The sequence below is a fragment of the Tundrisphaera macrotermitis genome, from assembly GCF_051175315.1.
GTDB lineage: Bacteria > Planctomycetota > Planctomycetia > Isosphaerales > Isosphaeraceae > Tundrisphaera.
In genome coordinates this window covers 2,435,922-2,460,986 of the sequence record NZ_CP195100.1, presented here as the reverse complement: position 1 = coordinate 2,460,986, position 25,065 = coordinate 2,435,922, and the positions used below count along the sequence as shown (strand labels likewise).

Genomic DNA, 25,065 nt, shown 5'->3' with positions numbered 1-25,065 from the left:
TTGCGTGATATCGGCGTATGCTTTGAATCGTCCTTGTGTCGGGTTTGCGTGACCGACATTGTCCTAGATTTGTCCTAGAAATTCTAGGGCGATAGCGTCACAAGTTCCGATTCAATCGATCGCCTAATAGCTTCGGAGACACAAGGAATACATCGCCCCTGATCCCTAGAGTTGGTTCGAAACCGCCGGCCCGACGCCATCCCTCGTAAGAATCGATGAGTTCCCAGAACAGTTCGTGATCTTGGTCATCAAGGGCGGTCAGGGCAGCACGCAGGCACGCCTCTGGGTCCATGCCGATTCACTCCTGGATTGATGGGATAGGGTAAATAGGCAGGGCGAGACTCGAACTCGCCGGAAGGCCAACCCTCTGCCTACGACGGCGTTGGCCGTCAGATTGAAGCCAGGGCCAGCAACTTCCCCGCAGCCGCATCCAGGGCCGCACGCTGATCCGCATAGGGCATCGTCTGGCTGTAGCGAGTCAGTCCGCCAGCAAACCCCCAAGCCGTAGTGGGTGGGGCCTTCGCCGTCCCCTCGAATTCCTCGGCCACAGAGTAAGTCGCTTCGATGACCCGCTGGGAAAGCCCGAGTTGGGGCATACCGGCTAGGGTCTTGACCGTCTCAGCCCTATCCTTGCCGAGAACGTATCCTCGGGCCCGCCTCACCATCTGCAACTCGGCCGACGTGTCCGCATCGGCGTAGGCCGCAACATGCCCCGTCAGATGGCGTCGAAAGTCCCCCAAATCCTCGAAGTTGCGGCCCTTGTGGACCTTGCGATAAGTCCGAACGTCCGACGCTCCCCAGACGATGTGGTTCCCGCACACCGCCTCAAGCAGAAATGTCTGAATCTTGAAGGCCCCGGCCCCAACCTCCGAGTTCCAGAGGAAGAATCCTCGCATCAGCCCTCCAGAACCGTTCAGGTCGATGATTCGATCCGGGTGTACCATGAAGACGAACATGTCGTGGTCGCTGGCATAACACCCGGCCGGGCTGATGATATCCCCCGGCTTGACCGCGAGGCCGAACCCATCCTGTCCGGGAACGATGTCCGCAAGGGTCGCGGGTCGTGACCGTGAGTCGAAGTCCGACGCCGGCCTTGCGGGGGGCACCATCCACCCCCGGTCTAAAGCAGGGGCCAAGGCGTCGATTATGTCTGCGTTCCATAACCGGGAATACTGGGGCGTCGTCATCGATCGGAGACTCAAGTCGGGCACCCCATCCGTGAAGCCCCCATTGTGGAGTAGGAGTTGCACGTCCTGGCCGTCGTACCTCGATAGGCCCTCGTTGAGACAGGCAGCGGCCGTCTCGGGCGTAAGGCGTCGTAGGTATTCGGGCGGGGCATCGGCGTACCGGGCCAGTTGGCCGAGCGACCAATGCGTGAGTCTTATCGGGGCCTGGGTATGACGCAAACAAAGGTCGGCCCCATCACCCCCTGCCTCCGCATGGGAGAAAGCCCGAACCTTCCGAACGGGCATCTCGGCAGACTTTGAGTTGTCGCGGACCATGCGAAGGGCCCGCCCCATGTCGTCCAGCCCCCAGAACCGTTCATCCACCGGGCGGGTCGCCCACTGATTCGAGGCGGCAAGCAGGTTTGCACTCATCGGAGTCATCCCGTATCTAGGTGCGTGAGGGTACGAAAGGGCCGGATTCATATGCCGGCCCTGCAAATTAGGTTTGTTGGCTTCAGGTCAGAAGAACCGGACGCCACGCGACAGCCGGTCGAGTTCGGCAGCTTCGTTGGCTTGCTGTTCAAGAACCTCATCCGTGGGCCCCTCATACTGGGCTTCGGATGCCACCCGGTCATCGTCTTCCTGGGTCGGGAAGTAGCGGTAGTCGTCGGTCCACGATGGCCAAGTTGCGGCGGTCCCGCGTCTCTGCCTTGACTTCCGACCCTGCGAACGTAGATTTCCCATGCCCTTGGCTTCCTAACAGCCGGGGACTCGGGGCCGGATGGTGTTAGCCGCACCGTTCGGCCCCACTTCATTGGTCGCGGCGACGATTGCCGCAACCGTATAGGCAGAGGGGCAGTCACGACCCCCTTTGATGGGAACTCCCCTGCCTTAATCGACGTACGCCGATTCCACTTTCGTGTTGCAGTGCCCGCAATAGAGCGAGTCATCTTCGTAGTTCACGTCCTGGCCGACCACTTCCCATTGCCCGTCATCGATGCCGTCGAGCGACTTGCCGACGTAGGCGAGCGAACCGTTGCCGCCGTTGGCACAATCGGGGCAGAGTGTTCCGCCGTCGCGGCATTGGTAATACAGTGGGTAGCCGCCCGGCCAAGCCCAGCTTGGTAAGGTGCCGTCATCGTTGCGGGTCAAGTTAGGACTCCATTGACAAGTAGTCGTGGATGGGCGAAATATCATCGGCCCCTCTGCCGCAAGGGGACGTGCTTGGCGGTCTTAACGGGACTGCCCGCATGGCGAAGGGCATACTGGACGGGTTCGGGCTGTGAGAAACGCACAGGGGGCGTGCAAAGGCGGTTGTCTGATTTGCCGTTGGTATGGACGAACGACTTCCGAACGAACTTGCCCTTACGCGACCGGCCCTTGACGACCGTGCCACCCGCACACATCGATGTCTCGGGATTGACGACGCGACCCCGGGCCATGCGAACCGAACCGTCGTCGTATGACTTGAGATAGAGGGAATGAGGGTGGTCCCGGATGGCCCATTCCTCGGATGCTATGTCCCTCGCATGGCCCGTCCTGGCCGTCGTGGTCCCCTTCGGTAACTTCGGAGGGTTGGCAATCAACCCCGCCGCTGATAGCTTTTCCATCGCCCCTCCTGCCTTGATAAATGTCACATCACAATCCGTCCAATCGTCCGGGAGGTAGATTCAAACCTCCCGTCCGCGTGGCCCCATATCGAGGGAACCATTCCGGTTGATAGGGCAACGGGCCCGGTACGCGGTGAGGGTGGACCAACCGATTCCCCTCGCATACTCGCCCCTCCGCTCTGGGGCTTATGTCGCTGTCCTGGCCGATTCAGGCCGGTTCATCGCACCATCGATATCTCGCTTCGGTCCGGTAGTGGTGGCATTTCGCCGTTACCAAGGGTCTGCAAGTCGGACGGCTTATCAGGGAGTTCGTTAGGCATAGTGAGGAACGGTATGTAACAGGGACCGTATCGTTGAGTGCCAACCCCGGGCGTCCGCGTCTCTCATTCCCTCGTTTCAGTCTCGGGGAACCGTTCCCCGGTATAGACAAGGGCATTCAAGCGACCAACCGATGGGGTCTGAGTTGGTCGATGGGGTATTTTCGCGGGGGGCCGTAGGCCCTTGCCTCACTCCGTTCGGCTGGGAGGTACAAGAAAAACTAACTCGCGAAAAAAGTACGATTTCTACCTAAACCTGGTGTCACAGCTAAACCTGAAAGCTCCAGGTTGTGGCTTCGAAACAAAAAAAGGTCGTATCTACCCGTGGTGGATAGAGACGACCTATAACAACATTAAATCGCTATGTGTTCGAACTTTTGGCCTATTCGTTTTCTTGTCAAAAGATCACCTAGGTAATCTTCCATTAAACATATCGCTGTATGATCTTGTTGTGTCCCTCATTTTTTTATTCAGATCACCGAGTTCTTTCATGCCTCGCTGAAGTTTGTCGCCGAATGTTGCCTCGAAGGAAGCGAGTTGATTTTCAACGGGCTTTTCCAGGGTATCCGTCAGTTCCTTCAGCATCTCACCAAATTCATCCGCCTGCCTTAGTTGATCTTCCTGTGTCCCAGCCTTCCATACTGGGTGCCTCATGGCATTCTGGGCGAACGCTTGGGCGTACTGTCCAACCTCTTCGGTACGGGCCTCTAACATCTTCTCTCGCTTGCCGCCCCATTCATCCAGCATCCTATCGATCCCGACCGTCGTGAGCGAATCGCGAATCAAACGGGTTCGATACTCCATCTCCATCGAACGGACTTCCTCACGGATTTCCCTATCGCGTGCCAGGATGACTCCCATTTCTTTGTCCGCCCACTGTTTGAACTGTGCTTTTTGAAAGATTGGATCGACCGCAAGTTCCTGTTCCCGCTTCATCTGGGCAAGCCGTTCCCGCTTCGCCTGCACCTGGGCGACGAAGCGACCAACCCTTTGATCGAGAGTCTTCTTCACGGCAGCGTCGGTGATGGGCGATGTCAACTCTGACTGCCCCTGCCTCATAGCCGCGAGGGAGGCATCTCCGAACGGCCCGAGATACTCGAAAGCGTTGGCCTCGGTCGCGGCTACCTCCGAGGCTTTCAAGGTCGCTTCGGCCTCGGTGAGTAACTTTTCGTTCTCATTCCCCGGATCGATGACGGGCCTCGGTTGAACCGCTTGCCGAAGGGCGGTAGCGGCCCCGTTGAAATCGTTCTTCAAGATGGCGGCATTCCCGGCCTGAATAGCTTCGGCCAAGGCGTCGTGGAGTTTGGCATTGGCCTCTGCCCTCTTCCGTGCGTCGATGGTCGATTTGGCGAAGAGTATCCCGCCAGCCAACATGACCAACCCGACCGATGCTGCTATGACGATGAAGCGGACATCGCTATTACCCGCCTTTGTGGGCTGTGTGTCTTGTTCAGAAGGCTTATCCCATATTGGATTGGCGAAAGGGTCTTCGATCGGGGGAAAGGTTACGGGATTGCCGCATGACGGGCACTTCGCGGTTTTGCCTGCGGCCTCATCTTTTGCTTTGAGCGTCCGACCACAGGTGCATGAGACAGTGACAGGCATCGGTTCCCCCTAGCGGTGATGGATTGGCGAGGTTACGATTTCGCTCGAATCAAGGACGCCAGAATGTACATCGCATTAAGTTTCGTTCATTGATAGCTAACCTTCCCGGGTCCGCTTCGGGCCGGGGAAGGACGCGGAGCGTCGGCCCTCGCTCTCTCAACGCGGAGCGTCGGCCCTCGCTCTCTCAACGCGGAGCGTCGGCCCTCGCTCTCTCAACGCGGAGCGTCGGCCCTCGCTCTCTCAACGCGGAGCGTCGGCCCTCGCTCTCTCAACGCGGAGCGTCGGCCCTCGCTCTCTCAACGCGGAGCGTCGGCCCTCGCTCTCTCAACGCGGAGCGTCGGCCCTCGCTCTCTCAACGCGGAGCGTCGGCCCTCGCTCTCTCAACGCGGAGCGTCGGCCCTCGCTCTCTCAACGCGGAGCGTCGGCCCTCGCTCTCTCAACGCGGAGCGTCGGCCCTCGCTCTCTCAACGCGGAGCGTCGGCCCTCGCTCTCTCAACGCGGAGCGTCGGCCCTCGCTCTCTCAACGCGGAGCGTCGGCCCTCGCTCTCTCAACGCGGAGCGTCGGCCCTCGCTCTCTCAACGCGGAGCGTCGGCCCTCGCTCTCTCAACGCGGAGCGTCGGCCCTCGCTCTCTCAACGCGGAGCGTCGGCCCTCGCTCTCTCAACGCGGAGCGTCGGCCCTCGCTCTCTCAACGCGGAGCGTCGGCCCTCGCTCTCTCAACGCGGAGCGTCGGCCCTCGCTCTCTCAACGCGGAGCGTCGGCCCTCGCTCTCTCAACGCGGAGCGTCGGCCCTCGCTCTCTCAACGCGGAGCGTCGGCCCTCGCTCTCTCAACGCGGAGCGTCGGCCCTCGCTCTCTCAACGCGGAGCGTCGGCCCGAGCGTAACGTGGCCGTTATCGCTCGTCAAGAGGGTGAGAATATGACCCAGTTTGGCGGAAAGATTTGTCACGATACACTGGTTTATCGGGCCGACTGCTAGGGCGTGTCTGGCAATAGCCTCGGCCCATACGATTGGAGTGGACGGATCACCCCACCAGCACCCTCACGACCTTGGCTCAACTCCGACACGCCCTCTCCGACGAGCATTACGCCGCCATCGAGCCGCTCCTGCCCACCAACGCCCGGCCCGGCCACCCCTGGAAGGGGCACCGCCGGGTGATCGACGGCATCCTCTGGATCCTCCACACCGGCTCCCCCTGGCGTGACCTGCCCAGGCCAACCTACGGCCCATGGCAGACCGTCTACGAGCGGTTCAACCGCTGGGCCAAGGACGGGACCTGGGCCCGGCTGCTCGAGGCCCTGCATGTGCGGCTCGACGCCGCCGGCAAGATCGACTGGGACCTGTTCTGCATCGACGGCTCCTCGATCCGGGCGAGCCGCGACGCCGCCGGTGCCTCGCCGACCCACGGGACGGCCGCCGAGCCGGCCGACCACGCGTTGGGCCGCTCTCGCGGCGGCTTCGGTTCGAAGATCCACCTGATCTGCGACGGCAAGGGCCTCCCGATGGCGGTGACGGTGACCGCCGGCCAGCGGCACGAGGCGACCCAGTTCGAGGCGGTAATGGGCCGGGTACGCGTGCCCGGCCGGAGGGGCCGACCCCGGAGCCGGCCCAGGAAGTTGGCCGGCGACAAGGGCTATAGCTCGCGGAAGATCCGCCGATCCAACCGTCGCCGGGGGATCGCCTCGGTGATCCCGACCAAGTCCAATGAGAGGCGGGTCCGGGGGTTCGACAAGGCGTCGTATCGCCGTCGCAACGTGGTGGAGCGTTGCATCGGGTGGCTGAAGGATCGGCGGCGGGTTGCGACGCGGTTCGAGAAGCTGGCGGAGAACTTCGAGGCGATGGTCAAGCTGGCGATGCTTGAACGGTTGCTGAAGGCACTATTGCCAGACACGCCCTAGGATAATTTCTCTGGTATCCAACCCAACTGGAGGACTCCTGCATGGCTAACGTGTCGGACTGGGAACTGTATCGGATGGAGGACTCTGTTCGGGACATCTTGAAGGATGCCCCGACTCACCCCAATCATGACACGGGGCACTTCTTCATGACGACATTTCAGATCGCCATCGAGTTCGCTCGCCGTTACCAAGATAGCTTCGATCATATGGGCAGATCAATCGGAGGGGCGGGGGCTGGAAACGATGCCTTGACCATCTATCTTGCCGGTCAGCTATCGAGGCGAATCAAAGCAGGTTCAATCACCGACATAGAAATGCAATTTCTGCATTCCGCAAACATGAAATCATTAATGTACAAGCATGGCGGCGGTGATATAGTGGCCACTCCCAATGATGCTGGGTTTCCAAACACAATGTTCCGAATTCGGCATTAGAGTTCAAGAGAGGCGAATCCGCATCAATTTACTATTTTCAATCAGGTGTCCTCGGAACTGGCGGGCGGGGCCATCCCGCGTTCGAAGTTCAATGCAAGTAATGCCTCTAGGATGGCCTCGTCTGTCATATCAACATCCCAGCCGTATGAAGCAAACACAGCTTTGTCGAGTTCGCGGTGGGCGAGATCAAGCCACGTAGGTCGATCGTTATAGAGATTAGTGAGGGTTCGCTTAGCCAATAATTTTTTGGTCAATTCATCCCTGGGTACGGTGCGAGGAAACCTAACTATAAACATGCCAGTTGTTTCGTCCCGATCCTTGATATAATTCGCCCATGGCCCATCTTCGGACCCAGGGAATTCTAGTGTCTCGGTCCTTACATAGTCTCTGGGGTTCAACCAGTTGCACCGCAATTCATCAAGACGCTTCGCTGCGGCGGATACAATCTCGCGTTGAGAATCGGAGGGATTCGGGAATGGAAATGTCTCGAAACAAGAAGTTGGAGTGTAGCGGAAACCGCTTTCACGTTCGCGTACCTGCGTGCCTTGGGCCAAGGACCAGACTTCGTGAGGCCGAGAATGTAAGACCCCAAAGAAGTAATCGCTTTGACTCGCAAACGCGATGAGTTGACAATCGGGGACGGTCGGTGGCTTGACCCAAGCAAACACACGATGTTTAGCCACTCTAGGTGTTACAATAAATCTGTTCAGATTCCCTAATGCTGCCATCATCGATTGCCTTGGTTCAACGTGTATCCACCACTTCGTTTTGTAAGATTCGCGGTTATTGGTCTGCCGGAATTTATATACTCGGTCCCTAACAGTCTCGAATGCTGCTTCGTAAAGAGAAGCATCTTCCTCCCGACGTGTGCCGAAGTCGATGATCCATTGATCTCGATTTCTTCGTGTAATGTCGAGTCCATTCACCCAGGGCAGGACGACATCACTACTTGGCATCCCGCTGGGATTAGGCAATTGCATGAGACTTAGGGAGAGTTCTTTGCAAACATCAAAGCTTCCACCTTTTGTATCTCCCATAAAAGCCATGTTGAGGTTTTCGGACAGACGAGTTGCCTGCGTAATATCACTTTCGGAAGTCAAATTGCTGTTAATTTTGGCGACTGGGCTTCCATCCAAGCTTTTGACGGTTTCCACGCCTTTGTCGAAGCCCGCCATCGCGACGTGGACGTTAGCCCCGTCCAGAATCCAATCACGGTCGCTCACCGCGAAGAAGATATCCCCCGTCGCCTTGATCCGCTTCAACGTCTCGCGATTCGCCCCACCACGAATACCCTGCGTGGCGATGAGGCCCGCCCTCTTGCACTTCCCCTGATGGATCATCTGCCTGGATTTTTCAAACCAATAGCAGCACAGATCGGCCTCCCGCTTGACCCGGCCGTCCCAGACCGAAAAGAGGGAATCGACGTACTTGAACGCGGCCGAATCGAGTTCCGTCCGCAGTTTCTTTCCGCCCAAGAAGGGTGGGTTGCCAACGATGAATTCGGCATCTGGCCAAATTGGTTCGACTGGGTGGGTCGGATCGGTCAGATCGAGTACGGCATCCTTCCGCTCGAAGTTGGTCATCTTCTGTAGGATGGGTTCCGCGATGTTTCGATAACCGTTCGCTCTCTGCCACTGAATATGCCCGATCCAGACGGAAACTTGGGCCAGTTCGATGGCGTACTGATTTTTCTCGATGCCAAAAAGTTGCCAGGGGCCTACGAGCGGGAAGTAGCTACCGAGGCCCTTGTCGGCCGCGAAGACGATGACTTCCTTCTCCAAATCCTTCAATTTCTGCAATGCGACGTAGAGGAAATTCCCCGAACCGCAAGCGGGGTCGAGGATTGACGTGGTTTGGAGTCGAACCAAGAACTTGGATATCGGATTCGCAGGGTCGTTCTTCTTGGTCTTCTTCTTCGGAGGGCCAGCCGCAAGCTTTGATTCGACATCCTCCCTTACAACCGCCCACTCCCGTCGCAGGGGTTGAATGACCACAGGGTCGATGACCGTCTCGATATCCTCTCGACTTGTATAGTGTGCCCCGAGTTGAGAACGCTTTCCCGGGTCCATGCCCCGTTCAAATAGCGTCCCAAAGATGGACGGATCAACTTGGTCCCAGTCCAATTCAGCCGCATCCCTGATGAGGTTCATCTCATCCACGGTGGGTTCAACAACGGCTGTCGAATCGAAAAGATTCCCGTTGAAATGACGAACCTTTTCAAATCCGAAGTTGCCGCCCTTCGCCATTGCCTTGAACAAGTCGGTCAATAGCTTGAAGAAGGTCTTAGGTTCATTGGAAGATGCTTCGATGAGTCGCTTGATGACATCAGGCGGAAGCAGCCCCACGTCTTCCGCGAACAGGCAGAAGACCACGCGGTCGAGAAATCGGGCAACTCCGTGGGGATGAAGTCCGCGTTCTCGCATCTGTTGGGCGATATTACCAAGTCGCTTGGCGACCTGGACCGTGACCGCTTCTCGCGTAAGGGCGGGCTTCAGCTTCGCGGGATCGAAGAACAGATGGGTGAGAACATCGAGGTTCTTGGACTTGGGTAATTCTTCGAGCGAGAAATCGAATACCTTCTCAACCGAACCCGTGAAATTAGTGCGGATGACGATGCGGTCCATGTCGCAGACGGAGAGTAGAGGCGGGTTTTCCAGACTGGCCCGATAAAGCAAGAGTTGGTCGTAGGCGTCGTCCAGATTCTTGTGCCGGCCCTTGTACTCAATTGCGAAAAAGTCCTTCTTCCAAACATCCGCCCAGCCCCTACCGCCCGTCCGCTTTGTGACGCCTCTCTCAAAGGTGAAGAACTCGCCTTTCGGATCAGCCTGGGCCGGCTTTGGATGGCCAACGAGATCGCATAAATCCAAGAAATGCTGTTGGCAGGCCGATCGCTCAGTCAGTTCGTTCAGTCTCCATTTAGAGACAAATGTCGCGGCGTCCATCTGGAATCGACCCCCATAATGCCCGGCCCTACTGTTGAGGCCCTCATCTTATCGGTTGGGTCGTGACGTTGCACCAGACAAGGCAGGAGGTTGACCCATGACGGCTAGCATGCGGCCAAGCAATTAACCGAGGGATGCCCGCTCAACATGGCTGGCTTTGAACCATCCAATGAAAAAGGGTCGGAAGGCATCTGGCCCCCGACCCTTGCTAGCACTCGTATTGGTTCTCGATCGAATCGAACATCGCCCTCACCTGGAATTTTTTTTGGCCGCGTCTCGGTCGGCATCTAGCGAGTCGATGAGAAGCTGGTGGAATTGTTTCGCCTCATCCAGTGTCTTCAGATTGCCCCCAAAGATCAAATCGTGGATGCGGGTTTGGATATCTTTTGCCAACAAGCTAGGGCCGTGTTCTGCGTACAGCTTGTGACGTGTCTCGGCGTCCAGAAGAGGGGAGTCGTGACGAGGTTCCGAAGCGTCGGGCTTCTGGCTTTCAGCGTACGCTTTCCGGGTTACTGGACTCAAATATTGGCTTACAAGGTCGCTGCAATTCATCGTTATTCCCTATGTAGTATCAAGTTGGAGCGAAATTCTTCGAGTTCGTCGTACAAGCGGCGTTCCTCGTCCACATTCAGGCCGCAGAGCGTCATCACGGTATGGGTCTTGAGTCCTGACCCTTTGATAAGGTCGCGGAATGGCACACCCCGCTTGAACGCGGCCTTCACCCACTCGGCCCGGTTACTCGCCAAGGCGGGTTCTTGGGTTTTCGCGATGTAGGAAGACTCCGGTAAGCGGGCTGAGGCGATGTCGTGTCGAGTCTCAAGGCCCCCACGGAGAGGCTGGGTCGGCTTTTGTTTCTTGGCCATGTTGTTCTCTTTATCGTAGGAAGTAAAAAAAGGCAGGGCGGGCACCGGAGAAGAACACCCGCCCTACCCAAACAAGAGGCTGAAGCGGGCCCCTGATTGATTGGGACCGTTGAAGGACCCCGCAAAGCGGGGGCCCCCTTCGGTTCATGCCGCCCCCTTTAGGCCAGGCGGCTGACTAGCAACGCAACGAGCGGTGCCGTCGATGATTCAGGCGGAAGGGGCCATTGCGACCCGCATGACACTCCTGGCCCTATCTGCGAGGCGTTCGCCTGTCATACCATCGAAGATTCGGGGCGATTGGACCGAGACGACGCTACCCCGGGCCCGAAGGATGTCCGCGAGGGCGTCACCGCCCTGGTCCATCACGATGACGACGACCATGCGGTTCAACTTGGAGTCTTCCTCCTCCCCGTCGTAAACGATGGAGAAGAAGCCCGCACGGTCGAATCGGGCCTTCAGTTCCTCATTTTCGACCACGAAGAGGTAGCCTTCCAAAGTCCCGGTCTTACCGTTCGTGATATTAAAGGGCCTGTCGCCGTGACCGAGGAAGGTCGCTATCGCCTTGTAAGCGGCCCCCTGGCTACCCAGGATGAATCGGGTCAAAGAGAGTAGGTTCTTCGGCGTCTTGAATGTCGTCCGGTTCGTTTCGCAGGCACCCGACTTGTCCAGGCACTTCCAATAGATCAGGTGAGACTTGCCATTGGTGCCGAGGAAGACATTCGCGGAACGGCAGACAGGGCAGACGCCATAGAACCCGGTATCATTCTTGTCGGGCCGCACGGGATAGGAGAGCGAATCCAGGAATGAGACAAATTTGCCCGTTCCCCCATCCAACAGCATCCTGGACGCGTTCTGGGAAAAATTTTGGGCGTCTACATAACGAAGATTGAACGAGTTGTTGAGTAACATCGAAGCCACACACCTTATCAGGATAACATTATAGGGTTTTTAGATTATAGGATGGTCGTATCAGTCCAAGAGGAACAATTTAGAGGAACGGACATGTTGAAATAGAAGGCAGGGGGTGGAGATGGTCCTAATCGAGTTTCCCATCGTTATGTGGACGTTGGAGTCCTTCTACCCCCTGATCTCCGAGTGAGTATGTCGATTTTATCGCCTTCTTGCGGTTGCCTTATAGGGGGCAATTTGCGGATCCTCTATATATAGCCAACGGCAAAGGCCAAACGTGACATGGAAAATTTTAGATTTTATAGATTTGCCATAAATCGATCCAAGTCAACACTTTAAGAGATCCTGTGCTTGCAGAGGCATTCGTGTGCCTCATAATGACGGATGGCACGTTCAATCACCCTCTCAACATGGGTTTCTGTGCAGTCGTAGATGTCAGCGATTTCTTCTTGAGACATTCCGTGAAAAGCCCAGAGATTAAGGAAGATCCTCTCGGTTCTAGGGAGAAGGTCTACAAGAATTGGTAGGAAAGTTGTCGTCATCATTGTTCCCTTGGTATGCCCGCCTGAATTTTATTCTCGCCCGCAACACCCTCTGTCTCATCGTGGCCGGTTCGACGCATGCTTCCAATGCCAAGTCCTTTACAGTCCAACCCTCGAAGTAAAGCTTCCGAAGTAACATCTCATCAGATTGGGGGAGAGATGCCAGGGCCTCATCAACGTCGATGTCCGGGGGGCCCCCTGATGCGAGGGGCTGATCCGATGTGTTGGGGTCATCGAGCGATACGTGGCCTCGTTCGTAGGCCCGAGGCGGTCGCAAAGCTTTCCGATGGGCCTTGATGCAAGCCGCTTTCAGGTCAACGCTTCGGCTGGCATCATCCTGCACCGCCAGCAAGATCGTCGCCCAACTCAAGCCATGAGACTCGGAGCGACCGATCCTCCTGCGGAACGGCTTGTAAACGCTATCGAGGGTGTGAAGCCATCGTCTCTCCGCGTCGTTTAAATCGAAATCGCCATTAACCGTGTTCATCTTCTCGGTGAATTGGGCGGCTGCGGCGAATAGTTCGGTCTGAGACATGCCCAGTAGATCGTACATGAATAATCATCAAGGCTTCGAGTGTCTTCCGCAATGGTTCCCACGATCCAATATGTCCAATCCATTGTCATTATAGTTCAGCTCCATTCAATTGCCAACTTTTCAAGCTGATTATGAATTGTCATTCTGGCCTCATTGGTGATCCTCCCTGCCTGATCCGCAATCACTTTCCGCCATAAGATCCCGTCGCCTTCTTCGTCAAGGCTGCTTCATGAAAGTACAAGACGAGGGCGGTCCCCAGATGGAGAGTCTCATCATCCCCAAGTTCTGCCGCATAGTCAGCGATGACCCCGCTCGTCTCGTCATCGACGGGCACAGGACGCCAATCACTGACCTGGCCGACCGCTTCGATCATCGCGGCCCACTTCCCCAGGACAAGGGCGGCGATAGTACCCTTGCTTGTGCCCTCGGCCTCGGCCGTTTCCTCTAATACCATCGCCAGTCGCCTTGGTAGGTGAACCTCGATGGTTTCTTTAAGTCTCGCGTTCGACATACTCGATTCTCTCCCTTAATTTCTCCAAGGTCTCGCGTCGGAATCGTCTCTTTCCGCCGACGATGGCATCCGGCTTCAGTTCCTTCCGGTCACACCAAAATTTCAGCGTCGAGATGTTGACAGTTAGCAAGCGGCTAGCCGCCGCCATACCCATCATCCCATCTTTCGGCAACAATCTAACTCTGGCCATATTCAACCTCCAATTTGAGCGTTCTCTATCCATAGAATACACCGGGCGGGTGTTTTAACCGCAAAACAATGAGTGGGCATGCATATCAAGCGAGTGAGTCCGGTGAGTCAGGGCAAATCGACGCGGGATCGAGGATCCTTGCACCGAAATTATCGGCCCCACCGGACTCACGGACTCAAACGGATGTCGGACGCACCAGCCGCCGCAAAGTCACCCCCTGGTAGCATCGAATCTGGTTGCCTCGCTCATCCCTGCCATGCCGTACCCGGTCGATTCCAGGTTCCGCCGCTTTTAGCATCGCCCCGAATTGTCCGCTGTTGCCGGCTTTATAACCGTGGGCCTGGCACCACTCGACCCAGGATTCCCAAAGGGTTTGGCTGCGGATGATCAGGTTCGGCCCGATCTCGCAGCAATCTTCGAGGTATTCCTTGATGGGCGACCCGAGATGATCCAGATCATCCAGGATGGCATTGCCCGCCTTCGGCCGAGTCAAGGTTCCCGAGTGGCGCAGCCGCTCTAGCCCCCTCATCGACCATGCTACGATGCCCGGCATCTCTGCGGCGAGTCGGTCGCCTAGGTCGCGATCCTCGCTGCCCCTGAAGCTTCTGTTGAAGGGGATCACCAGCATCCGCCGCCGCAACGCATTCGCCGAGTCGGGGAATTGGGGCAACTCGTTGACGGCGATCGTGAACCGGGCCCGCACCACGACGTTGGCGATCTCCTGCCGGCCCTTGAGATCGATGTTCTGGCGGTCCCCGCCGACGACCGACTTCAACTTCTCAAGGATCGCGATGCCCTTGCCTCTGTTTTCAAGATGGGCATCCCCGATGATTGCGGCCATCTTCGTATGGATCGTCTCCATCCCGTAGAACCGCCAGAGCGTCGTGAGGGTCGGGGTCGCTACGTTCTCATGGCCCAGCATGTCTCCCAGCACCCGCAGCGTCGTGCTTTTCCCCGAGGCGGGAGGCCCCACCAACAAGGCGAATGTTTGTTGACGGATGTCTCGGGTCAGGTTGTAGCCGAACCACTCGGAGAGGGCGTGGATCCGCTCCAGATCCCCCTCAAAGACTTCATCGACGAAACGTTCCCAGGCGGGGCATTGGGCCCACGGGTCGAAAGGGTGGGGCAGGCAGTTCGCCGAGAACCATGCCGGGGTATGCGGGATAGCCTTAGCCGAGTCGATGTCGAAGAGGCCATTGGCGAAGGGGATGATGGACTCGGGGTCGGGATTGTTCCCTGGGGCTAGCCAGCAAGGCATCGTGGTGCCGAGCGGTGATTCGGTGATTGCCGCTAGGGCCTTCACAACCCGCTTGACGACCGAATCATTAGGGGGGAACGCCCCCAACGACTCAACCCACTTATAAACCTCGCTCACCATCCGGTCTTGCGTGATCACCACAAACCTCCTGCCTTCCCAAGCCCACCACTGCCCGTCATGGTGGCGGATGATCCACTGATGAGTGGAACTAAAACTTCGTGCCAACCCCAAAGCGTTCTTGGGATCGTGAAGATTACCAACTGCGAAGGGCGTGGACTCGTTATAGACGCCAATACTCATGGTGTCCCTTCAAATAGATGAAACGATCATGCCAAATCAAATATGGGGGAGGATCACAATATGCATGTGTCTGCCCGTTGGATGAATCTTTAGGACGATCAAACCCAAAGTCAATCCTGTATCCGTAAAAATGTTGCGGATGCAAACCAACATAAATTATATGGTAGCCAGGACGCCCTATATTATCTAAATTGCCCTATTCTTGATAATCTGATATGGCACGGGCAAATGGGATATTTGACAGAACTTTCATAAATCATCTGAACCACAGTGAGGGCATGTTGAAACTCATCTCGCCTTTGCCGGATACGAGACGAATCCGTCGCAAAGGAAATTTGAACGCCAACAACAAACGGTTCTCACTCATCACGATGACTTGATCAGCAGTCCGAACAATTATCATGTGGCACAAAATTAATCGATGTCATCGGCCGGGTCATAGAATTCGGCGATTTCGTCTATGAACTCGGGCTTCAAGAAACGAATCACATTCTTCGTCTCTTCGATTCGCTCGCACAACTTCGAGTAGGGCAGGAAGCCGCAGAGTGTATGGAGCGGCTTGCGGCGAGATGCGAAGGTGGGCCGTGCCACTTCTCTGGCGAATTTGGCGTACCTCTCGTCGGGCCCGACCAAGTAGAGATTGATGTCGAGGTTAGGTTGCATGGTCAGCAAGTCGGACATCCGCAACAGCCCCGAGTAGACCGTCGTCGAGTGTTCTACTTCAAATGCCGCCGCAATGGCCTGGCCCGCCATCCACAGCACGTCAATGTTCTCGATGGTCCTTGTCGTACCCTCATCGAACTGTGTCGGCAAGTTCGCCAGCATATTCGGGATGTCGCCTACTTTCTTAGTGCCCCACATCCGGCCCCTGTCCGCTCGGGGTGCCCACACGTTGAGACCCATCTGCGACCCGAGATTCAGTAGTTTCCACTGGATCTCCGTATGTGAAGGCCCCTCATCCTCGGGTTCTTTGGCGGCAGCTTGAGGGGGTTGTTCGTCTTCCTTGGAAGGTATGCTGACAATTGTTTCGATTTCCTCATCCCCTGCCTTGGCCTTCAACTTATAGAGGTTTGCGGGGCGTTCAAGCTTCTTGGAATCTACAGGCCGAGAAACTGGGTTTTCCACGGCATCCCGGATTGCCGCAACGATGGCCTCCCCATCTTCGGTCTTGTACCGGGTGGGTGACCCTCTCACCATGCCCGACCATTGCCTTGACGTACCGTTAGGAGGGAAGAAGGTCAACCTGCCCGCTAGAGAGTCCATCAAGACGCCATACTCGGGCTTCAGGACCGCAAGCGGCTTCACCGTGAACCTAACAGGAAAGACTTCCTCGGCGAAGATTGGCGACTCGTCGCGGCGTCGTTCGCTTGCAACTTCCAGAAGCCCGACCCAACGTTTGACGCCTACCAAATAGCATAGGAGAATATCGCCTTGCCGAATCCCTTTTGTGCGACCCCAATTGTTCTCTCGGAATCCGCTGGTGGTCGCTCCTGCCTCTTGAAACTCCCGCCAGGTTTTACCTGTGAAGAGATTTAGCCAGTAATTCATCATTTTGAGATTCCGTAACTAATGACCAAACCCATTCAAGAAGACAATTCAAAAAAGGCCGATTTCCCCGTATTCATCCAAAATCATTTCTAACTCCGCTGCCATATACGATTCGCCAAACCTAGGTTCCTTGGCTACTAACTCAACATATTTCGAGCGGCAATCATCCGCCCAATAAACAACCAGGTAGAGTGCCCTGAATGACAACTCTTCGTTGCCAGCATCAAGAAAAGCCAACGCTACCTTTTCCATCTTTTCTGAAATCTTTCGGTCTTGGACGAGTATCATGTATAGACTTTCGACGAAACTACCTCTTTGCCAAATATGATCTTCGGCCGTCGAAAATAACCTGCAAAGTTCATAGTGTGACCAATTGAAACAAGGCAAGACGGCATTGCATACGTTTTCGGGAATCCAATTGTGTTTTCCCCAGAAAATGTCTGGGTGGGGAGTGACATGGGATAAAATATGGATTGCGTAGTTTAACGGCCCCCCATTCAAGGCGTTTAATAGATAACGAAGAACTATAAGCACCCTGGGTTCATAACGACCTATTGCGAAACACTCTGAGATGGCCGAGACAATTTCGTTATCCGTAGTGTTAAATAGTCTCAAAAGTGAAGCCCCGACCGATCGGCGTCCCGCTGTCTCCCGCATGTTAGGTTTAAAGGCTGTTTCCAATGAGTCGCGATTGAGTACGTTTATCTCGTCAACGGGAATTGACGTCGGTTTTTCACCAACAGTAGCCTGTAGAAACTCTGATATATTGCACCAGAACAGCTTGTCATTCGATGGGTCAAACACAATGCCGGCAATCGGCAGCGAGGAATTACGCCAGATTTCATAATGCCCCTCAATGGGGATAGCATACCCTTTGGATCGTCGAAAGGATTCGCCCGATTTTATTTGCAACGCAACGCACAACCCCGTGACTTCCCTCCCATTGACCAGATCGACGTAAGCATCTTTGCCGAAATCATTTCCAAGTTCTATTTCTTGGAAGACATAGTTGCAAGCCTCGAACAAGCTACGTGCGGCGTTGACGCCGGCCCTTCCAGTCGATCGGTTTGGTGGTATTTTTGGTGTCATTGCATTCTCTGTAACCTCGCATGTTATTAATCGAATGTAACAAGGAATTGCAAACTTAATAAACTATAGATGTTCTTGATGTGATTCTCTGGTTTGTCCGATCTCCAATAAGTTGCTAGCTAATGACAACACCCTGATGACCTAATCTCTCAATAGACTGGGCCACCTGCCGCCGTTACGATGCCCTTAGCTTTTGATCCCCAGCTTACCGGAGGGAGTCGCCGATATGAAGAAGTTGACCATCGCAATTGGGACCGTCGCCTTGCTATCGGGCGGTATGATGTTGCCGACGCTTGGCCAGAACGCCGGTCGAACCATCGTCCGCGAGACGTTGATGGATTCCGGCGACTTCATCAAGGCGGGCCGTCATCTTATCAACAAGGCCCACATCGCCTACATCTCAAGCAGAGATGGCCGGACGGAAGTCTATTTCGTTCATGGGGTTCCGCCTCTCTTCCTCAACGGCGAGGAAGCCAAAGCCCTCGTCGTTCAACTTAATCCACAGTCCGATCCCGAGGCGAAACGTCGGCCGGTTCGTCCTGGCCAGTTGAGTCCCGACGAATTGACCGACCCTCAAGGACCGGAACTAGCCCCCATCGAGTCGAACCCGCTTCTGTCATTGCCGCAGTCCACACCTACTCGGCCATCGACGAAGGGGTTTCGCCAATCACCCACACCCTCCAACCCGGGCCCACAGGATTCCGGCCCACCACCGTATCCCAAAGACCCCCCAGTGGTGCCGCAATCGACGCACTAAGTCTCAGATAATGGAGTGGGGGCCGCACCATAGCCGCCCCTGCCTCTCTTCTTTCACGGCGACCATCATTGCATTCCGCCAATGCCCCCCATACCACCTCCGCCGATTCCGCCCATCCCGCCGAACCCATAGGCCGATTGCGGGTTCAATTCGGTCAACTTCCCGAACTCATCTTTTAGTCGCTTGCTAAATTCGACATGTTTCGCTTGGATTGCCTCGAACTTCTTGCGTGCGGTGTCAACCTTGTCTTTATGACCTTCCTCATCGTCCGTCGCGACTTCGGCTTTGGCAAGGTTGTCGATGGCCTCGGCGAGTCCTTGCTGGGAATAAGAAACCTGGGCTTGGAGTAGCTGGACCTGGACCTTCAACCTCTCAATTTCTTCACTCTTCGCCGGGTCGGCCGGGTTTGCGGGGCGGTTGGCCACCTTCGCGACGGCGGGCTTCGGATTCATCTTCGCCGCCCGTTCGATGATGGCGACTTTCTTGGCCTGGATGAACTCATTCAGGGCATCGGTAGCGGCCTGTTCCTCTGCCTTGCTTCCCCTCTCGGAAGGTCGCCGCAACTCCCTCTTGCCGAGGGCCAGTAACGCCTCACGCAACAAAGTCTCGTCCGTGTCCTGTTCGATCTGAAGCAACTTCGCTTCGGCCGGGTCGATGAGGGGGGTGGCGGGCAGGCCACCGCCGCCGAACTGGGCCTGTGTGGGACAGACGCCGAAGACGAGTAACATCGCGGCAAAGGTCGCGGTTCGCATCAGAGGTTCCTCGGGAGAGTGGGGGGCGACGGCCTATCGTATCAGGACACGTCCCGTCCATCGAGTTCCCGAATGGCAGAGGGCATTGATTGTGTCTTGCCCCACTTGCCGCCTCTGCCTATCCTTCCCATCATCTACCGGACGCACGCCTCTCGCCTTACTGTTCCGCATCCGATACCATCTGCAACGGGCCTTGGGATGCTACATCCCAAGCACCAAAGCCGGGAAATTGCCACGGGGCCGCTACGGTTTGGGGATTTCTACAACCAGCACATTCCTTATCAAAGCCCTCTAGTTTTGAGATGAATAGTCATGCCAAAGCAAATTCGACGTGGAAACGTTGCCCTAATAATGTTTTTTGGTATTTCATGTTTAATTATATTGGTATTCTATATCTCGATCGGAATGAGTAATGCGGCACGAAAAGAAAGAGAGATGAATCAGGCCATCGTGAATACCGCCGCACTCGCAACCGAATCCGCAACAAATCGCAATTGGGATGAAACCCGCACATACTGCGAAAAAGCTATAGATATCGCAGGGGAAAATCGGTTAGATGCATCCGCCGCTAATGCCTTGGAAGTGGTGCATAGATTGCTTGAACAAGCGAACGAAGTGAGAGCGAAACAATTTGCAGAGAAACAGTTTGATATGGCGATTGAGGCAACCCGATCGGGGAATTTTGCTGTATCTCAACGGTTACTCGAAAGCTACGTATCAAGTAAATTTGCATCGCGACTTTCTGCGGCTAAACCTATGCTGGAATATGTTCAAGTCGCCATGTCAAATGAGAAGGCTTTGAAATATTTACGCATCATCGTTTTCGATGAATTCAAATTGTTACTTGAGGGTGGAGTTCCGCCTCGATTGAAAGCCCTTAAAATCCAGCCACTAACTGAAGCTGCACTCGACTCTTTACGAAGAAATCTCGGTGATGCCATCGCTGGCCGCGAAGAACTTACCAAAAAAGACGAGGAATCAGTCCGCCTTGCGAATTCACTACGCCACGGAAGTCGGGCTTTCGAGGAATGGATTGAGTATCGTCTGCACCGAGACCCATCAACTCGACAAGAGTTCGCCCGAAACTTTTCCGCTTCGCGATTGATGAACACTTTGGATGAATTGAGCGAAACAGAAAGCCAGCGTCAAGAATTTCGTCACGTCCAACAAATCATGGATACAAATGGGTTCTCTGCATTTCTGGTTCATTTCGAAGAAATTTTACGGAATGTGTATAATGACGACAGCTTCATCTTAGGAAATCACGAGAGCGATGTAAGGCGGGAGTTGGAAGTCAAAAAAAACGATATCTACAAGTCATTCATTGAGGCTGTTGCTAAAAACATTCCAAAGCGGTGAGTGATCTCTGTATGGCACGATTATAATCAGACGAGGTTGCGTTTCGCCAAGACCGAAGAATCGTCCCAATACCCCCCACGCACGAAGGCGTCTAGTGGCCTCCGTGGGCCGTCGTCGCTTGAGATGGGGCGAAAGGGGCGGATGGGATGCGGCGGTAGCTACAGGGGAACGTGAGTCGTATTTGCCGACACACCTCACGTTCATGGCCTTACGGCAGCATGTATAATCACAAAGCGATTGACTGGTTGTTCCTTATTCGTGGACAACTCATCCTGCCTCCGTTCTTCGTCTCTATGACGAAGGCAATGGCTGCATGAATGCTATTAAGCGAGACCATCGCGAGTCATGGGATTCCATATTGATCATCTGGACGCAATTCGTTCGCAAAGTTGGCGTCAACTCGAACGCGAACTATAATGAGAGCGTTCAAGGATTAGGTCGCTTGACCCATACTAATGTGTAGGAAACTTGGTACTCTTTGAACCCAAGATTGTTATGAACGTTGAAGCCGCGATCCTGAATCTTATCAATGAAGTTCGATTGATCCGTGGGCATGTTGAAGATTTGGTGAACCGCCAGCCTGTCAAGGATTTCTACTCGACTGAAGAGTTCGCCAAGTTGAAGGGTATGAAGCCAAAGACAGTCCGCGATAACTTGAATGCGGGACGGTTGCTGGGCATTAAGCGGCGAGATGGCCAAGGACGATCCCAGAAATGGGCCATCCCGCACGCCGAAGCCGATCGTTATGATCGGGAAGGTCTACTTCCCGCGAGAAAATAACCTGCCAACCGACTGTTCCAGGTCTTGCGGGAACAGATGACGATACCGTTCCCGCATCGCCTCGGTTTCATGCCCCATCAGTTCATCGATGTGGGTCTGAGGCACGCCCTGCCTGGCCAAGTTCGACGCGAATGAGTGGCGGAAGACGTGCCATCCGTGAAGGACATGCCATCGACTCCCGTTCAGACTGGACCGGAATCGCTTACTCGCCATGATTTTGGTGAGTGGCCGATCATCTTGACCAGTGAAGAGGAACCTCCCACCGGGGTGCTTGGCAATCCAGGCAATCATGATTGCACGCAAATCATCGTGAAGCGGGATAAATCGGTAGCTTACCGTGACTGATGTATCCCGCTTCTTCTCGCGAATTTTGATCCTTCCGCTGTCGAAGTTGACATCGCTGATCTCCGAACGGCACATCTCACTTCGGCGGGCCCCCGTGTAGGCCGCGAACGCGAACATGGGGAAGGCTTTCATCTCGCGGACCTGATCGATGACGGCGAGGATTTCGGCCTCCGACAGAAATAAGGATTCCCAAATCCTGCCGAATGTGGACTTTTCAAGCTTCGTTAATGTCCTAGTTGATCTCCCCGCCAGCCCGGCCAACAGGATTTCCCGTTCGCATTCGTCCCATGACCGAAAAGGGTCCTTTTTGTTCCCTTTGGGGAATGCCAACTTCTGGATTGGGGGTGCCGTCTTGACTTCGCCCTCCTGCCTCGACTCCCGGGCCCAATTCCAGATCACGCTCAATGTCCCGATTTCTTTCTGAATGGTCTGTCGCGTGGTTCTCTGGCCCGTACGCTCGTACGTTTCCCCGGCCCGTTTATCGATGTAGGCTTGGACATCCTTCTTAACCATCCGATTAACGATGGTTTCCGGCCCGAGGATTCGCAGTAGATGCTTCCTGTGAATTCGTTCGGTGTCGAGCGTTGACCGTTCCTTGGATTGAACGCTCGCCCCGTACAAATCGAACATCTCTTTTAGAGTGAGTTCCTTGACCGGGGTGATGGTGACGGCCTTAGCCGTCAACTTGCCACCGCTCAAAATGAACTCACCCGGGTCAACACCCTCCGGCACAGCCAGCATGCCATCATCCAAGTAACGGATCGTCTGTTCGACGACGCCACACTTAGCTTCCGCCTGCTTGATGTCCCGTATCTTGAGAGTCTTCGACCGCAAGAACTTCTTGCCGCCGAAATAGAACCCGATGCGGTAGAAACCGCTGGCCTTATCGAGTTCGTGCCAAGCCATTAGGTCATGCCTCCTGATCGAGCGTGGGAGTGATCCCACAAACCCAAATTAGGACGCAAAACCGACGTTGTCCTAGATTTGCCCCAGAAATCTAGGGCACCAGGATCATGGCAGGAGGCAAAGCTAAGTCACTGAACGACTTAGCGTAGTTGGGGAACTAGGATTCGAACCTAGACTAACTGCTCCAGAGGCAGTCGTGCTACCGTTACACCATTCCCCAGTCGATCGAGCCGGGCCGCTCGCAAGTTGCGAGCGACGCGTCACAGGATTGAGATCATAGCGACCCAGGCCGAAGGGTGCAAGCTCGATTTCGGCTCACCATCCGAGTCAGCCCGGAGGGGGCTGGGGACGTCGGCTGGAGAGGTGTTCTTCCATCTTGCGGATGCCGATCACCCCGACCGTGGCCTGGCCGAACTGGACGGCGACGTACTTGAGGCCCCGGCCCGGAGGGACCGAGGAGGCGAGTTGGCCGGCCTGTTCCAGGATGCGGAGCGGGCCCCAGGTGCTCAGGCGAAGGTTGGCCTTGGCGCACAAGGCACGGCCCAGGTCGGCGATCTCGGGGATGGAGAGCTTGGGCAAGGCCTCGGGGAATTGCCGGAGGACGGTGTAGGTCCCCCCGGCGGCGCGGACGGCCCACCACCGGGCCAGCCGGGCGGAGGTGGCCTCCGCCCCCTCGGCGACCCCACGCCGGGCGGCGAGTTTGGCGATGTCCGAGGTGGCGTCCTCGACCGCCTCGCGGCCGGCGGCGCGGGTCGCCTGCTTGACCACCGATCGGAGTTCGGAGCGGGCCGCCTCGGCCGCCACGACCCCCTCGGGCTGCACGGCCGCCAGGCTCAGGGCGTCCAGGACCACGAAGCAGCCGTCGATCAGGGCCCAGGCCATCTCGCCCGAGGTGGGGGATTGGCCGCGGGCGGCCACGTTGGCCAGGTGGACCATGTCGTAGAGGGGGAGGAATTGCTGGAACTGGACCTCGGTCGACTCCAGCTCCGCGACCCGCGCCAGCCCGTCCTTCTGGATCAGCCGGATCGTCGCCTGGCCATTGTCGCCCGACAGGGCGAGCACATGCTTGGCCAGCCGCTCCGACCAGGTCCAGCGCGGCTTCGACTTGAGCAGGGCGAGAGCCTCGGGGGCGGAGTCGGCCCGTGCGATCGGCGGGATCACCGCGGCGCCGTGGGCGCGAAGGATCTCGCGGAAGCCGGAGTCGGCGGCGTACTTGTCGAGCATCGCCAGGGCCATCGGCCCGTGCTCGGCGAGGGCCTCGACGGCCTGGACGCGGAGCGTGGCGTCGCTGAAATCCTCGAAGACGACATCGGCCGCGTCGGGGCCGGCCTGGGTCAGGGCCCGCTCGCCCCGCTCGCCGAATTCGACGACCAGCCGCAGGGCGTCGGGGTTGCCGCCGACCTCGTCCACCAACCCGGCGGCCGCGATGTGCCGCAGGTGGCCGGCGATCGTCTCGACCGGGTGGCTGAGCATCAGCTCGTCCACATAGTCGGCATTCACCCGGAGCAGGATCAGGGCCTGGTCCAGCGGCAGGGCATCGCCGACGGCGTCCAGGATGGAACCGTAGAGCTTGACCAGCGCCACGCCATCGAGCCCCTGGGTCCGATAGGCGTCCAGGGCGAGCGGCCCGTGCTCGTCGAGCGTCCGCAACGCCGCACGGAGGTCGGCCGAGCCGGTCTCCAGGCTGATGAACGACAGGAGGGCCAGTGCATCCGCCAGGTCTTCGGGGTCGCCCGACCACCGCTCGACCAGCTCGGTCACGCCCACCGGATCGGACAGGAACAGGGCGAGGGCGTTGGGGTATTTGGCGGCGACCCGACGCTGCGAAGGCGAGAGCCGGGCGATCTCGGCGATCACCGTCTTCCGGTCGGTGTCGTCGGCCCGCTTCATCCCGAAGTAATCGCGCCAGTGGAGCAAGATGTCCGCCGCAGAGGCGTCGGTGAGGGCGTCGCGCAGGCGTCGGAAATCGTTGGGGTGGCTCTCGTAGAGGTAGATCGCCTCGACGCCCAGGGCGTCGAGCATCGTGAGCCCCCGGAGGCCATCGGTCGCCTCGACGGCCAGGGCGTTCTGGCGATACGCCTCGTAGACCCGGCGGACCAGGGCCTGATCGTTGGGGTAGCGGGCCAGCAGCTCCGCCTCATGGTCGATCGCCCGGGGCGAGACCTTCCCGACCGGCGCCGGCACCCGGGGACCGCTCGGGGCCCCTTCTTTCAGGGCGAGCTTGAACAACACGCCGAGGGCGGCCAGCAAGATGACGGCGGCGAGCGTTCGCTTCATGTGTGGTTGGGCCCCGGGTTAACGATCGGCGGGCCGATCGGGCGACGCGGAGGTGGGACGTTGCGAGGGGGCCGTCGTCGAACCTCGGTCGGGATCGATCCCAGGGTATTCTCCGGTGGGATTCAACGGCCGTCAATCGCAAATCAAGGTGATTACCTGGCTTGGGGTACGA

22 protein-coding genes and 1 tRNA gene are annotated in these 25,065 nt (G+C 56.8%); 5 read left to right on the top strand and 18 right to left on the bottom strand.

Going from position 1 to position 25,065, the window contains the following annotated elements:
* Window positions 1-389: 389 nt before the first annotated feature.
* The 4 genes from TA3x_RS09980 to TA3x_RS09965 form a co-directional block, all read right to left on the bottom strand.
* Entirely contained in the window at window positions 390-1,598 is a 1,209-nt protein-coding gene (locus TA3x_RS09980) for a hypothetical protein (RefSeq protein WP_435020741.1), read from the bottom strand.
* An 87-nt stretch (window positions 1,599-1,685) separates the two neighbouring features.
* Window positions 1,686-1,910 carry a hypothetical protein gene (locus TA3x_RS09975; protein WP_435020740.1) on the bottom strand — a complete coding sequence of 75 codons (225 nt, stop codon included), beginning with the start codon at window positions 1,908-1,910 and terminating at the stop codon, window positions 1,686-1,688.
* 147 nt (window positions 1,911-2,057) lie between these two features.
* Entirely contained in the window at window positions 2,058-2,318 is a 261-nt protein-coding gene (locus tag TA3x_RS09970) for a hypothetical protein (protein ID WP_435020738.1), read from the bottom strand.
* 1,180 nt (window positions 2,319-3,498) lie between these two features.
* Complete coding sequence (locus TA3x_RS09965) at window positions 3,499-4,698, bottom strand: hypothetical protein (RefSeq protein WP_435020736.1); 1,200 nt, start codon at window positions 4,696-4,698, stop codon at window positions 3,499-3,501.
* A gap of 1,049 nt (window positions 4,699-5,747) precedes the next feature.
* Here TA3x_RS09965 and TA3x_RS09960 point away from each other — a divergent pair.
* On the top strand, window positions 5,748-6,596 hold the full coding sequence (locus TA3x_RS09960; RefSeq protein WP_435022289.1) for an IS5 family transposase: 849 nt from the start codon (window positions 5,748-5,750) through the stop codon (window positions 6,594-6,596).
* A gap of 41 nt (window positions 6,597-6,637) precedes the next feature.
* Entirely contained in the window at window positions 6,638-7,030 is a 393-nt protein-coding gene (locus tag TA3x_RS09955; protein WP_435020734.1) for a hypothetical protein, read from the top strand.
* Window positions 7,031-7,071: 41 nt separating this feature from the next.
* On the opposite strand, the gene TA3x_RS09950 is transcribed toward TA3x_RS09955, so the two are convergent.
* The 10 genes from TA3x_RS09950 to TA3x_RS09905 form a co-directional block, all read right to left on the bottom strand.
* Window positions 7,072-9,972 carry a class I SAM-dependent DNA methyltransferase gene (locus TA3x_RS09950; RefSeq protein WP_435020732.1) on the bottom strand — a complete coding sequence of 967 codons (2,901 nt, stop codon included), beginning with the start codon at window positions 9,970-9,972 and terminating at the stop codon, window positions 7,072-7,074.
* Window positions 9,973-10,221: 249 nt separating this feature from the next.
* Window positions 10,222-10,524 (bottom strand): hypothetical protein, encoded by a 303-nt coding sequence (locus tag TA3x_RS09945; RefSeq protein ID WP_435020731.1) that lies wholly within the window; start codon window positions 10,522-10,524, stop codon window positions 10,222-10,224.
* Between the two features lie 2 nt (window positions 10,525-10,526).
* Window positions 10,527-10,835 carry a hypothetical protein gene (locus tag TA3x_RS09940; protein ID WP_435020729.1) on the bottom strand — a complete coding sequence of 103 codons (309 nt, stop codon included), beginning with the start codon at window positions 10,833-10,835 and terminating at the stop codon, window positions 10,527-10,529.
* Window positions 10,836-11,042: 207 nt separating this feature from the next.
* On the bottom strand, window positions 11,043-11,744 hold the full coding sequence (locus TA3x_RS09935) for a hypothetical protein (protein ID WP_435020727.1): 702 nt from the start codon (window positions 11,742-11,744) through the stop codon (window positions 11,043-11,045).
* Window positions 11,745-12,079: 335 nt separating this feature from the next.
* Window positions 12,080-12,286 carry a sigma factor-like helix-turn-helix DNA-binding protein gene (locus tag TA3x_RS09930; RefSeq protein ID WP_435020726.1) on the bottom strand — a complete coding sequence of 69 codons (207 nt, stop codon included), beginning with the start codon at window positions 12,284-12,286 and terminating at the stop codon, window positions 12,080-12,082.
* Between the two features lie 716 nt (window positions 12,287-13,002).
* Window positions 13,003-13,332 (bottom strand): hypothetical protein, encoded by a 330-nt coding sequence (locus TA3x_RS09925; protein WP_435020724.1) that lies wholly within the window; start codon window positions 13,330-13,332, stop codon window positions 13,003-13,005.
* Window positions 13,313-13,480 carry a MerR family transcriptional regulator gene (locus tag TA3x_RS09920; RefSeq protein WP_435022333.1) on the bottom strand — a complete coding sequence of 56 codons (168 nt, stop codon included), beginning with the start codon at window positions 13,478-13,480 and terminating at the stop codon, window positions 13,313-13,315. The genes TA3x_RS09925 and TA3x_RS09920 overlap by 20 nt, the downstream gene beginning before the upstream one ends.
* A 217-nt stretch (window positions 13,481-13,697) precedes the next feature.
* Window positions 13,698-15,080 carry a DNA primase family protein gene (locus TA3x_RS09915; RefSeq protein WP_435020722.1) on the bottom strand — a complete coding sequence of 461 codons (1,383 nt, stop codon included), beginning with the start codon at window positions 15,078-15,080 and terminating at the stop codon, window positions 13,698-13,700.
* Between the two features lie 414 nt (window positions 15,081-15,494).
* Window positions 15,495-16,631, bottom strand: a complete 1,137-nt coding sequence (locus tag TA3x_RS09910) for a hypothetical protein (RefSeq protein WP_435020720.1) — start codon at window positions 16,629-16,631, stop codon at window positions 15,495-15,497.
* 45 nt (window positions 16,632-16,676) lie between these two features.
* Window positions 16,677-17,717: a DUF4365 domain-containing protein gene (locus TA3x_RS09905; RefSeq protein ID WP_435020718.1), complete on the bottom strand. Its 1,041-nt coding sequence runs from the start codon at window positions 17,715-17,717 to the stop codon at window positions 16,677-16,679.
* A gap of 226 nt (window positions 17,718-17,943) precedes the next feature.
* On the opposite strand from TA3x_RS09905, the gene TA3x_RS09900 reads away from it, so the two are divergent.
* The gene (locus TA3x_RS09900; RefSeq protein ID WP_435020716.1) at window positions 17,944-18,474 is read left to right on the top strand and encodes a hypothetical protein; all 531 of its coding nucleotides are present in this window, start codon (window positions 17,944-17,946) and stop codon (window positions 18,472-18,474) included.
* Window positions 18,475-18,539: 65 nt separating this feature from the next.
* Here the strand turns inward: TA3x_RS09900 and TA3x_RS09895 are convergent, their stop codons facing one another.
* A complete protein-coding gene (locus TA3x_RS09895; protein WP_435020714.1) occupies window positions 18,540-19,226 on the bottom strand; it encodes a hypothetical protein in 687 nt (228 codons plus the stop codon).
* A 435-nt stretch (window positions 19,227-19,661) separates the two neighbouring features.
* Here TA3x_RS09895 and TA3x_RS09890 point away from each other — a divergent pair, with 435 nt between their 5' ends.
* Window positions 19,662-20,585, top strand: a complete 924-nt coding sequence (locus tag TA3x_RS09890; protein ID WP_435020712.1) for a hypothetical protein — start codon at window positions 19,662-19,664, stop codon at window positions 20,583-20,585.
* A 495-nt stretch (window positions 20,586-21,080) separates the two neighbouring features.
* Window positions 21,081-21,365, top strand: a complete 285-nt coding sequence (locus tag TA3x_RS09885) for a hypothetical protein (protein ID WP_435020710.1) — start codon at window positions 21,081-21,083, stop codon at window positions 21,363-21,365.
* On the opposite strand, the gene TA3x_RS09880 is transcribed toward TA3x_RS09885, so the two are convergent.
* The 3 genes from TA3x_RS09880 to TA3x_RS09870 form a co-directional block, all read right to left on the bottom strand.
* The gene (locus TA3x_RS09880) at window positions 21,345-22,616 is read right to left on the bottom strand and encodes a tyrosine-type recombinase/integrase (protein WP_435020706.1); all 1,272 of its coding nucleotides are present in this window, start codon (window positions 22,614-22,616) and stop codon (window positions 21,345-21,347) included. The two genes, TA3x_RS09885 and TA3x_RS09880, sit on opposite strands and share 21 nt — an antisense overlap.
* 149 nt (window positions 22,617-22,765) lie before the next feature.
* Window positions 22,766-22,836: transfer RNA gene (locus tag TA3x_RS09875), tRNA-Gln, on the bottom strand.
* Between the two features lie 107 nt (window positions 22,837-22,943).
* On the bottom strand, window positions 22,944-24,893 hold the full coding sequence (locus tag TA3x_RS09870) for a hypothetical protein (RefSeq protein ID WP_435020704.1): 1,950 nt from the start codon (window positions 24,891-24,893) through the stop codon (window positions 22,944-22,946).
* Window positions 24,894-25,065 lie beyond the last annotated feature (172 nt).

Coding starts and splice junctions, on each gene's coding strand:
- TA3x_RS09915 (WP_435020722.1), bottom strand. CDS start 15,080: ATGAGTATTGGCGTCTATAACGAGTCCACGCCCTTCGCAGTTGGTAAT.
- TA3x_RS09950 (WP_435020732.1), bottom strand. CDS start 9,972: ATGGACGCCGCGACATTTGTCTCTAAATGGAGACTGAACGAACTGACT.
- TA3x_RS09910 (WP_435020720.1), bottom strand. CDS start 16,631: ATGATGAATTACTGGCTAAATCTCTTCACAGGTAAAACCTGGCGGGAG.
- TA3x_RS09935 (WP_435020727.1), bottom strand. CDS start 11,744: ATGTTACTCAACAACTCGTTCAATCTTCGTTATGTAGACGCCCAAAAT.
- TA3x_RS09975 (WP_435020740.1), bottom strand. CDS start 1,910: ATGGGAAATCTACGTTCGCAGGGTCGGAAGTCAAGGCAGAGACGCGGG.
- TA3x_RS09885 (WP_435020710.1), top strand. CDS start 21,081: ATGAACGTTGAAGCCGCGATCCTGAATCTTATCAATGAAGTTCGATTG.
- TA3x_RS09870 (WP_435020704.1), bottom strand. CDS start 24,893: ATGAAGCGAACGCTCGCCGCCGTCATCTTGCTGGCCGCCCTCGGCGTG.
- TA3x_RS09900 (WP_435020716.1), top strand. CDS start 17,944: ATGAAGAAGTTGACCATCGCAATTGGGACCGTCGCCTTGCTATCGGGC.
- TA3x_RS09940 (WP_435020729.1), bottom strand. CDS start 10,835: ATGGCCAAGAAACAAAAGCCGACCCAGCCTCTCCGTGGGGGCCTTGAG.
- TA3x_RS09945 (WP_435020731.1), bottom strand. CDS start 10,524: ATGAATTGCAGCGACCTTGTAAGCCAATATTTGAGTCCAGTAACCCGG.
- TA3x_RS09895 (WP_435020714.1), bottom strand. CDS start 19,226: ATGCGAACCGCGACCTTTGCCGCGATGTTACTCGTCTTCGGCGTCTGT.
- TA3x_RS09925 (WP_435020724.1), bottom strand. CDS start 13,332: ATGTCGAACGCGAGACTTAAAGAAACCATCGAGGTTCACCTACCAAGG.
- TA3x_RS09920 (WP_435022333.1), bottom strand. CDS start 13,480: ATGGCGGCGGCTAGCCGCTTGCTAACTGTCAACATCTCGACGCTGAAA.
- TA3x_RS09890 (WP_435020712.1), top strand. CDS start 19,662: ATGAATCAGGCCATCGTGAATACCGCCGCACTCGCAACCGAATCCGCA.
- TA3x_RS09880 (WP_435020706.1), bottom strand. CDS start 22,616: ATGGCTTGGCACGAACTCGATAAGGCCAGCGGTTTCTACCGCATCGGG.
- TA3x_RS09955 (WP_435020734.1), top strand. CDS start 6,638: ATGGCTAACGTGTCGGACTGGGAACTGTATCGGATGGAGGACTCTGTT.
- TA3x_RS09965 (WP_435020736.1), bottom strand. CDS start 4,698: ATGCCTGTCACTGTCTCATGCACCTGTGGTCGGACGCTCAAAGCAAAA.
- TA3x_RS09930 (WP_435020726.1), bottom strand. CDS start 12,286: ATGACGACAACTTTCCTACCAATTCTTGTAGACCTTCTCCCTAGAACC.
- TA3x_RS09980 (WP_435020741.1), bottom strand. CDS start 1,598: ATGAGTGCAAACCTGCTTGCCGCCTCGAATCAGTGGGCGACCCGCCCG.
- TA3x_RS09905 (WP_435020718.1), bottom strand. CDS start 17,717: ATGACACCAAAAATACCACCAAACCGATCGACTGGAAGGGCCGGCGTC.